The organism is Streptomyces pseudogriseolus, assembly GCA_002154585.1.
Classification (GTDB): Bacteria; Actinomycetota; Actinomycetes; order Streptomycetales; family Streptomycetaceae; genus Streptomyces; species Streptomyces pseudogriseolus.
In genome coordinates this window covers 1-9,838 of the sequence record MUNG01000305.1, presented here as the reverse complement: position 1 = coordinate 9,838, position 9,838 = coordinate 1, and the positions used below count along the sequence as shown (strand labels likewise).

The 9,838-nt window shown below is 73.3% G+C and carries 8 protein-coding genes; 5 read left to right on the top strand and 3 right to left on the bottom strand.

The annotated features are described in order from the left end of the window. Positions 1-69 precede the first annotated feature (69 nt). On the bottom strand, positions 70-843 hold the full coding sequence (locus tag CCN29_RS24730) for a hypothetical protein (protein ID WP_086684537.1): 774 nt from the start codon (positions 841-843) through the stop codon (positions 70-72). Between the two features lie 387 nt (positions 844-1,230). Between CCN29_RS24730 and purN the strand changes: the two genes are divergently transcribed. Next, positions 1,231-1,869 carry a phosphoribosylglycinamide formyltransferase gene (gene purN / locus CCN29_RS24725; protein WP_031017218.1) on the top strand — a complete coding sequence of 213 codons (639 nt, stop codon included), beginning with the start codon at positions 1,231-1,233 and terminating at the stop codon, positions 1,867-1,869. After that, a complete protein-coding gene (gene purH / locus CCN29_RS24720; protein WP_031060861.1) occupies positions 1,866-3,428 on the top strand; it encodes a bifunctional phosphoribosylaminoimidazolecarboxamide formyltransferase/IMP cyclohydrolase in 1,563 nt (520 codons plus the stop codon). The genes purN and purH overlap by 4 nt, the downstream gene beginning before the upstream one ends. 94 nt (positions 3,429-3,522) lie before the next feature. Here purH and CCN29_RS24715 read toward each other — a convergent pair whose 3' ends face one another. Both CCN29_RS24715 and CCN29_RS24710 read right to left on the bottom strand, forming a co-directional pair. Further along, entirely contained in the window at positions 3,523-5,085 is a 1,563-nt protein-coding gene (locus CCN29_RS24715) for a protein kinase domain-containing protein (RefSeq protein WP_086684534.1), read from the bottom strand. Positions 5,086-5,452: 367 nt separating this feature from the next. Then, on the bottom strand, positions 5,453-6,046 hold the full coding sequence (locus tag CCN29_RS24710) for a hypothetical protein (protein WP_006133517.1): 594 nt from the start codon (positions 6,044-6,046) through the stop codon (positions 5,453-5,455). A gap of 293 nt (positions 6,047-6,339) precedes the next feature. Between CCN29_RS24710 and CCN29_RS24705 the strand changes: the two genes are divergently transcribed. The 3 genes from CCN29_RS24705 to CCN29_RS24695 all read left to right on the top strand — a co-directional run bounded on the left by CCN29_RS24705 (position 6,340) and on the right by CCN29_RS24695 (position 9,802). After that, a complete protein-coding gene (locus CCN29_RS24705) occupies positions 6,340-7,194 on the top strand; it encodes a bifunctional methylenetetrahydrofolate dehydrogenase/methenyltetrahydrofolate cyclohydrolase (RefSeq protein WP_006133515.1) in 855 nt (284 codons plus the stop codon). Then, positions 7,184-7,717 (top strand): DUF3017 domain-containing protein, encoded by a 534-nt coding sequence (locus CCN29_RS24700; RefSeq protein ID WP_307784508.1) that lies wholly within the window; start codon positions 7,184-7,186, stop codon positions 7,715-7,717. Before CCN29_RS24705 ends, CCN29_RS24700 begins: the two co-directional genes overlap by 11 nt. 987 nt (positions 7,718-8,704) lie before the next feature. Then, positions 8,705-9,802, top strand: a complete 1,098-nt coding sequence (locus CCN29_RS24695) for a helix-turn-helix domain-containing protein (RefSeq protein WP_199810525.1) — start codon at positions 8,705-8,707, stop codon at positions 9,800-9,802. The last annotated feature ends 36 nt before the right edge of the window (positions 9,803-9,838 follow it).

Here is a 9,838-nt window from a genome sequence, read left to right as displayed (position 1 = left end):
CCCCGTCCGCCCGCGCAAGCGGGCAGAACGGGGTTCGGGGCGGGGTGCCGGGCGGTGTCCGGTGGGCCGTCAGCCCTCCTCGCCCAGCACGCCCCGCAACTGCTCCGGCAGATGGTCGCCGCACGACTGGCGGGCCTGTTGCGTGAGGGCGTCGCTGGTGCACTCGTAGTAGTCGCTGTAGATCAGGCGGGCGCCGAAGGCGCCGGCCACCAGGAGCAGTGCCAGGCCGGCCATGACCATGCCGCTCACCGCCGCCGTGGTCTGCGGGCGGCCCTTCTGCTCGGGCGCCGGGGTGTCCGGGTCCTGCCCGCGGGGCTTGGCGCGCAGGGCGCTGATGCTCCAGTACAGGGCGAGCGCGCCCAGCAGCAGCGCCAGGTACGGCCAGTTGAACAGGGCGAAGAAGAACGCCCACAGGCCGCCCAGCAGGGCGTACCGCGCGCGGCGCTGGGCCGGGTCCATGGGGTCCCAGCGCATGCCCGGACCCTGCTGGCCGCCTCCGCCCTGCCCTTCCGGGCCGCGCGGGCGCTCGCCGAAGCCGCCGGGGGAGCGGCCGGGCTGCCGGTCGCTCCAGTTGCGGCCCCACGGGGAGCGGTTGCCGCCCTCGCCCTCGCCGCCCGACGGATGGCGGGGCTGCCAGGGGCGGTCGGGCGTGCCCTCCGGCGGGGGCGCGAACGGGTTGTCGTCCTGGCCGTCCCCGGAGCCCCGGCGGCGGTCGTCGCCGCCCTCGCCCTGCGGGGCGTCGGGAGGTGAGGACGGGCGCTCCCGCAGCAGCACGGCGCCACGCTCCCCTCCCTGGGCCGACTGCTGGGGGAACGTGAGGAGTCGCAGGCTGCGGTCCGGCATCAAGTGAGCGTCTTCCCCTTTGTGAAGCACGGCGTGGGTGCGGTGTGACCGCCTCGCACGACGTATCGACTACGAGTGAGCGGTGAGCTGGTGCGTTCCCGTCAGCTCCGCGCGGCCCGGGTCCGTCGCCCTGTGAACGAACGGTGCGCGGTCGGCGTTCCCGTGCGCCCCGGTGTCCAGGACCTGCGTACCCCGGCCGGCTCCTCCCAGACGCTACCTTCCGGCCACGCCCCCGTCCCGTGGGGGCCCGTCGGGAGTGCCGGTATCGTTGCTGCCGGTCGGCCGCTTCGTAGGCTTCCCCGTATCCGGGGGCGCGAAGCATTCGTAGGAATGTACAAAGCGCTGTGCCGCCGGCCGTGCAGACGCTCCCCGAGAAAGGGCCCCACCGTGGCCGCCAAGCCCGTGGCCGAGCGCGCCAGGCGTCTCGTCGTGCTGGTCTCCGGATCCGGCACCAATCTCCAGGCGCTCCTCGACGAGATCGCCGCCGTCGGACACGAGGCCTACGGCGCCGAGGTCGTCGCCGTCGGCGCGGACCGCGAGGGCATCGAGGGGCTGGCCCGGGCCGAGCGCGCCGGGCTGCCGACCTTCGTGTGCAAGGTCAAGGACCATCCGGCCCGCGAGGAGTGGGACGCGGCGCTCGCCGAGGCCGTCGCCGCGTACGAGCCCGACCTCGTGGTGTCCGCCGGGTTCATGAAGATCGTGGGGAAGGAGTTCCTCGCGCGCTTCGGCGGGCGGTTCGTCAACACCCACCCCGCCCTGCTGCCCAGTTTCCCGGGAGCCCACGGCGTACGGGACGCGCTCGCGTACGGCGCCAAGGTCACCGGCTGCACCGTCCACTTCGTCGACGACGGCGTCGACACCGGTCCGATCATCGCGCAGGGCGTGGTGGAGATCCGGGACGAGGACGACGAGAGCGCTCTGCACGAGCGCATCAAGGAAGTCGAGCGAAAGCTGCTCGTCGAGGTCGTGGGGCGGCTCGCCCGCAACGGCTATCGCATCGAGGGACGAAAGGTAGTTATCCAGTGACCGCCGAGAGCAACAAGCGGGCCATTCGACGGGCGCTCGTCAGCGTCTACGACAAGACCGGCCTGGAGGATCTCGCGCGCGGCCTGCACGAGGCCGGGGTGGAGCTGGTCTCCACCGGGTCCACCGCCGCGAAGATCGCCGCCGCGGGCGTCCCCGTGACCAAGGTCGAGGAGCTGACCGGCTTCCCCGAGTGCCTGGACGGCCGGGTCAAGACGCTGCACCCGAAGGTGCACGCCGGCATCCTCGCCGACCTGCGCCTCGCCGACCACGAGCAGCAGCTCAAGGACCTCGGCGTGGAGCCGTTCGACCTGGTCGTCGTGAACCTCTACCCGTTCCGCGAGACCGTCGCCTCCGGCGCCACGCCCGACGAGTGCGTGGAGCAGATCGACATCGGCGGCCCGTCCATGGTCCGCGCCGCCGCCAAGAACCACCCGTCGGTCGCCGTCGTCACCAGCCCGGCCCGCTACGGCGACGTCCTCGCCGCGGTCCGCGACGGCGGCTTCGACCTCACCACCCGTAAGCGGCTCGCCGCCGAGGCCTTCCAGCACACGGCCGCGTACGACGTCGCGGTGGCCTCCTGGTTCGCCTCCGAGTACGCCCCGGTCGACGACTCGCAGTTCCCCGACTTCCTCGGCGCCACCTGGGAGCGCAAGAACACCCTCCGCTACGGCGAGAACCCGCACCAGCCGGCCGCGCTCTACGTCTCCGGCACCGGCGGTCTCGCCGAGGCCGAGCAGCTGCACGGCAAGGAGATGTCGTACAACAACTACACGGACACGGACGCCGCGCTCCGTGCCGCGTACGACCACGACGCCCCGGCCGTCGCGATCATCAAGCACGCCAACCCGTGCGGCATCGCGGTCGGCGCGGACGTCGCCGAGGCGCACCGCAAGGCGCACGCCTGCGACCCGCTGTCCGCGTTCGGCGGCGTGATCGCCGTCAACCGCCCGGTGTCCAAGGAGATGGCCGAGCAGGTCGCGGAAATCTTCACCGAGGTCATCGTCGCCCCCGACTACGAGGACGGCGCGCTCGAGGCCCTCACCAAGAAGAAGAACATCCGCGTGCTGCGCGCCCCGCAGGCACCGTCCGCCCCGGTCGAGGTCAAGCCGATCGACGGCGGCGCGCTGCTCCAGGTCACCGACCGGCTCCAGGCCGAGGGCGACGACCCGGCCACCTGGACGCTGGCCACCGGCGAGGCGCTGTCCGAGGCCGAGCTGGCCGACCTGGCCTTCGCCTGGAAGGCCTGCCGCGCGGTGAAGTCCAACGCGATCCTGCTCGCCAAGGACGGCGCGTCCGTCGGCGTCGGCATGGGCCAGGTCAACCGTGTCGACTCCGCGAAGCTGGCGGTCGAGCGGGCGGGCGCCGAGCGTGCGGCCGGTTCCTACGCCGCCTCGGACGCGTTCTTCCCCTTCCCCGACGGCCTGGAGATCCTTACCGAGGCCGGTGTGAAGGCCGTGGTCCAGCCCGGCGGTTCGGTCCGCGACGAGCAGGTCGTCGAGGCCGCGAAGAAGGCGGGCGTGACGATGTACTTCACGGGCACGCGCCACTTCTTCCACTGAGCCCGTGATCGACTGATCCCGTGATCGACGGCGGTGGTCCCGGTCCATGCAACGGCCCGGGCCACCGCCGTCGCGCGTCGCACTCCCGCCCGGGTCATCTGCGGCCGGGCGGGGCGTACTCCTTGAGGTAGTGGGCGACGCGGCCGGCGTACGCGCGGTACTCGGCGGGGACGCCGCCGGCGTCGTTCACCCTGTCCCACGACGTGCGGTACGCGGCGGCGATCAGCACCCGCCGGTCCTCCCGCAGCTCGTCGTCGAGGCGCGGCGCGATCCAGCACAGGTAGCGGCCCATCGCGGGCACCGACTCGGCGGGCGGGAACGGCGGTTCGGGCACGGTCTCGCCTGGGGTGCCGTCCTCGTTCATCCACCACCGCAGCACCTTCGGCGTCCAGCGGGCGATGCCGTACTCGTTCTTGACCGGGTCGGACAGGTCGGGGTCGAAGTCGCTCTCCACCTTCAGCATGGCGGCGATCAGCGGCGCGGTGACGTCCTCGCTGGGGCAGTCGTGCGCCGTCTCCACGATCAGCAGCCGGTACGCGGCCGGCACACCCCGGTCGGTGCGCAGCACGTCGGCGCCGTACGCGGCGGCTGCGGCGTTCGGACCCGCGTTCGAGCCGGCGCTCGGCTCGCCGCCGGACAGGGCCCAGCGGTCGACGCCGTACCCGAGGAGCGCCACCGTGGCCGTGGCGACGGCCGCCGAGACGGCGACCGACCTCCGCGAGCGGCGGCGCCGCGCGGGCAGCAGCCGGGGCAGCCGGGACGGGCGTCCCGCGCCGGCCGCCTCCCGCACCCGGCGCAGCAGGTCCTCCACGCCGATCCGCTCCGCGTGGGTGCGGGTCAGACAGGCGCGGACGACGTCCCGCCAGGCGTCGGGAAGCCCGGCGGAGAGCCGCAGCTCGTCGGTGCCGGAGGCGTACGCGGCGGCGGCAGTGCGGCGGGCCGCCGGGGTGGCGCCGGGCAGCGGGAAGGCGCCGGTGAGGACGAGATGGGCGAGCACGCCGAACGCCCACACGTCGGCGGACGCGCGGATCCGCCGCCCCCGCTCGCCGATCCCGGACCACAGCAGCTCGGGCGGGGTGTAGTCGGGCGTGGAGAAGGCGGACGTGTAGGCGTGCGTGCCCTCCAGCTCGGCGGCCATGTTGAAATCGGCGAGGCGAACCGAACCGTCCGCCATGAGCAGCACGTTGGCCGGTTTCAGGTCGCCGTGCACCCAGCCCGCGCGGTGCAGCTGGGCCAGCCCCTCACAGATCTGCGCGAGCAGACCGGGGCCGGCGTCGGGCCGGGGCGTGACGGCCAGCAGCGCGGACAGCGAGCCCTCGGCCTTCTCCAGCACCAGCACGGTGGAGCCGTCCAGCTCCGGCCGGCCGGGGTCGTCGACGGTCAGCGTCTCGACCATCCGGATGAGGCGCGGCTGCTTCAGCCGGCGCAGCACGTCCACCTCGCGCTCGGCCAGTTCGCGCAGGTGGTGCAGCTGGCGCGGGGTGCTGGTGCCGGTGGGCAGGAACTTCAGCGCGACCTCGCGCGGCCCGTCCGTGCCGCCCCCGGTGCGCCGGCCGGCGTACACGCTGCCGAACGCGCCCGTGGCGATCGGCTCCCGCACCTCCCACGCGCCCACCCGGTACCCCTTGGGCACCGGCACGGCGTACGTCCCGGTCACCGGGTCCCCTTCAGCGTGGGGTGGCCGGCGGTCCGTCGCGGTGCGACGGGCACGACGGGTACCTCGGATACGGCTGGTACCTCGGGTACGACGACGAGGCTGTTCACGGTGCATCCCCCCATGCGCCCATGCCTGACAGCTACTCGGCCAGAGTAGGGCGGACACCCCGCCGCCGGACCTCCCCCGATCGGGTGCGACAGGGGTGTGCGGCGTGATTGGCGTGAAAGGCGCGGGTCCCGTACGCCGGGCGCGGGAGTGGGAGGGGAGAGAGACACACGAAGGCCGTGTCCTCCGCTCGGGAGGGACACGGCCTTGTGGGGTGGGACGCGAGTGAGCGGACGCGCCCCCTGGGTCAGCGGTTCGCGGCTCAGTACCTCGGGCGCCGGAACCATTCAGCGCTGGCCCGCTTCGCGCAGAACACGATCACCAGGATCGCGACGACGATGATCAGCAGACCGAGCAGGTAGATGCCCAGCGCGAAGATGCCGCTGACGATCGCGAAGGACGCGTACACGATCGAGCAGACGCGCACCGAGCTGCCGCCCTTGGCGTACTGGAGCAGCAATATGAGGCCCAGCAGCGCGAAGACCGAGGCGAGGCCGACGAAGAAGACGATGACGCCCTTGCCCAGGTCGGCGAACTGCTCGGCGTCGACGTCGCCCGCGATGCCGGCCTCGTCCACCAGTTCGTCCCACTGCGCCAGCGCGACGCCGTACACCGCCGCGATGATCACGTGTGCGACGGCGATCACGGCGAGCAGGATCTGCGCGGCGCGCGTGATGCCGGGCATCTGGGTGGGGACGTAACCGCCGCCGTAGGGCTGGCCCACCGGCGGCGCGGCGGGGTAGCCGTAGCCGGGCTGGGCGGGCTGGCCGGGCTGCTGGGGGTAGCCGTAGCCGGGGCCGGGCTGAGGCTGCTGGGGCGGCTGCCCGTAGGGGTTGTTCGGGTCGCCGAAACTCATGGCGGTTCTTCCTCCGTTGCGCTCTCGGTGCGGGGACTGCGCGAGACTCGGCGCGGAGGAAGCACTACAGATGCGGTCCGTCCCCCCGGTTCTGCCCGCGGCACTGCGCATTCATCGTTCTTGACCGTTCCTTTCCTTGTCCAGCGCTACGACATATGTGTTGTGCAAGTGCAACATCTGGATCTTGCTCGCATTGAGACCGAAGATGATCGAATGCGCGGTACGGGCGCCGCGGCCGACCGGAATGCGGGCTGATTGGAACAGCGGGCCGGTCATCCGCGAGGATGGGGGTCATGACCGCCCAGATTCTCGATGGCAAGGCCACCGCAGCCGAGATCAAGTCCGATCTGACCGCCCGCGTGGCGGCGCTGAAGGAGAAGGGCGTCACGCCCGGCCTCGGCACGATCCTCGTGGGGGACGACCCCGGCAGCCAGAAGTACGTCGCCGGCAAGCACCGCGACTGCGCCCAGGTGGGCATCGCCTCCATCCAGCGTGAACTGCCCGGCACCGCCACGCAGGAGGAGATCGAGGCAGTCGTCCGCGAGCTGAACGAGGACCCGGCCTGCACGGGTTACATCGTCCAGCTGCCGCTCCCCAAGGGCATCGACGAGAACCGGATCCTCGAGCTGATGGACCCGGACAAGGACGCCGACGGCCTCCACCCGATGAACCTCGGCCGCCTCGTCCTCAACGAGCCCGCCCCGCTGCCCTGCACGCCGAACGGCATCATCACCCTGCTGCGCCGCCACGGCGTGGAGATCAAGGGCGCCGAGGTCGTGGTCGTCGGGCGCGGCGTCACCATCGGCCGTCCGATGCCGCTGCTGCTGACCCGGCGCAGCGAGAACGCCACGGTGACCCAGTGCCACACCGGCACCCGTGACCTGTCCGCCCACCTGAGGCGCGCGGACATCATCGTCGCGGCGGCCGGCAGCGCCCACCTGATCCGTCCTGAGGACGTCAAGCCGGGCGCGGCCGTCCTGGACGTCGGCGTCTCCCGCAGCGCCGAGGGCAAGATCGTCGGCGATGTCCACCCGGGCGTGGCCGAGGTGGCCGGCTGGGTCGCCCCCAACCCCGGCGGTGTCGGCCCGATGACCCGGGCGCAGCTGCTGGTCAACGTGGTCGAGGCGGCGGAGCGCAGTGTCGGCTGAGCGGAAGGTGCCGGAGGCCGCCGAGGCCTCCGAGGCCGCCGTGGCCCCGGACGCCTCGGAGGCCTCGGAAGCCGCTGAGGATGTCACCGTCCGGGACCCGGTCAGCGCCCCGGGCGCGGACGGCGTTCCGCGCCGGGCCACCCGCAGGTTCCCGCTGTTCACGCGGGACACCGCGCGCCCCGAGGGCGGCGGCAGGGCGGCCCCCGGCGACGCGCCCGCGCCCGCCCGGCAGTGGCCGATCCTGGCCGTGCTGCTCACCGTGGGTTTGGGCCTGCTGCTGACCGCGCTGGACGTGTTCCGGGTCGGCCTGCTCCTGATCGGCGCGGCGCTGCTGGCCGGGGCGGTCCTGCGCTGGGCGGTACCGGACGTCGGCATGCTCGCCGTACGCTCCCGCTTCACCGACATGGTCACGTACGGCGGGCTCGGGCTGGCGGTCGTACTGCTGGCGCTGATGATGCAGCCGCATCCGCTGCTGGAGTTCCCGTGGCTCCAGGACATGCTGCACGTCACGGTCGACAGCTGAGCCGCCGGTCGCAGGAGGGCCGGTCCCCGGCCGGGGTTCGGGTCGGCCGGCTGAGCCGCAGGTCGCAGGTGAGCTGCGAGATGGCAGTCGGGCCGCCGGTCGGTGACCGATCCGTCGGTCGACTGCCGAGCTGCCGGCCCGCGGCCGGAACCGGGCCGGCCGGAAAGCAGGAACGTTGGTCGGCAGGCGAGCAGCCGTTCGACGGCCGATGTTCGGGCCGGTGGCCGGAGCGCCGGTTGGTGTGTGAGTCGTGGGCCGGCAGACGGGCCGTTGGCCAGGGTCGAGCGTGTCGTCGACGGTCGTCGGGGCTTGGCCGGTTGGGTGAGCTGCCGGTCGACGGCCGAGGCCCGGGCCGGTGGCGGGGCGCCGTGGGTCGGCATCGGGGCGCCGGGGCGGTGGTCGAGCCGCCGGTTGGTGAGCGGGCCGTCAGCCGGCAGTTGAGTTTCCGGCCGTCGGCCGGGTCCCCCCGCAGGGGCGGCGGCCCGTCCACACCCCCGTGAGCGGACGGGCCGGCGCCGTGCACCACGTTCCTGCACGGCGGACGGCACGATCAACGGGCGCCCGGCCGCTGTGGCACGGAAGTGACCGTTCCGGTACGGGTCCCGGAATCCCCGTACACCCTTGCGATGACTCACGCGCCCGTTCGCGGCACGGGAGTCCGCCGAGGGGGGGTGTGGCCGCGGACACGTCCACACAAAGGCGTCGGGATGGTAGGACAGGAGGACAGTGGGACGGTCGTACAAGCCCCGTTCACCCGGTCCTTCGGTTCCGGGGTTCCGTTCGGGCGGGCGGCCGACCGGTGGGACACTGGAGCGCAAGCGACTGGGCGTGCATCGCCGCACGCGCCCTGTTGCTCCCGTGCGCCCCCACCCCGGGAACTGAGACCCGTCCCGGCGGCATCCCTGTGGGTAGCCAGACGGGACGTGGCAGCGGGCACCATGCGCGAGAGAAAGACCAGCACGAACCGGGGGGAAGAGGGGGAGAGCAATGCCTCGTTGGAAGGCCTTGCCGGATGAACTCGATCCGCAGATCAGGGAGTTCACCAGTCAGCTCAGGCGGCTGGTGGACCGCAGCGGTCTGGGCGTCGCGGCGGTCGCCGACCGCACGGGCTACAGCAAGACGTCCTGGGAGCGCTATCTGAACGGCCGGCTGCTCGCGCCGAAGGGCGCGATCGTGGCGCTGGCCGAGGTCACCGGGACCAACCCGGTGCACCTGACCACCATGTGGGAGCTCGCCGAACGCGCCTGGAGCCGCTCGGAGATGCGGCACGACATGACCATGGAGGCGATCCGGATCTCGCAGGCGCGCGCCGCGCTGAGCGAGCTGGCCGGGCCGCCGTCCGGCGGGGGCGGGCGCCCCCGTGGCGGCGGGGCCCGTACGGGGGTCGCCGGTCCTGCCGGGGTGTCGCCGAGCGTGCCGCCGCAGCCGACCGCCACCGACGTGCGGGACGCGTCGGGCAGCGGCAACTCCTGGGGGGTCACCCACCCGGACGCCGGTTACCCGGGGGCGTACGGCCCGGGGGCACCCGCGGCGGGCGGGTACGGCCCGCCGCCCGCGGAGCCGTCGGGTCCCGGCCGCGGTTCCGGCCGCCCCGCGGGCAAGCGGCGTACGGCGATGTTCCTCGTCGGCGCGCTCGGCGCGCTGGTGGTGGTCGCCGCCGGGCTGTACGTCACGGAGACGCAGGGCGACACCAAGGAGGCCAAGCCCTCCCCGTCGCCCACCGTCACCAAGGAGGCGAAGCTGCCTCCGGGCGTGAAGTGCAACGGCGACAGCTGCGAGGGCAAGGACGCCGAGGTCATGGGGTGCAGCGGCGACCTGGTCACCACGGCCGGCTCCGCGGTCGTCGGCGCCACCACCGTCGAGATCCGCTACAGCAAGGTCTGCGGCGCCGCGTGGGGGCGCATCACCCAGGCCGCGCAGGGCGACACGGTCGAGATCACCTCGGGCACGTCCAAGGAGACCGACTCGGTGGACGCGCCCGGCGACACGGTCGCCTACACGATGATGGTGCCGGCCGCCGCCGCGACCGACGTCACGGCCTGCGCGGTGCTGGCCGCGACGGGCGAGAAGGGCTGCACGGAATGACGGCCCGGCCGCTCCCCGGCCCGCCCGCTCTCCGGC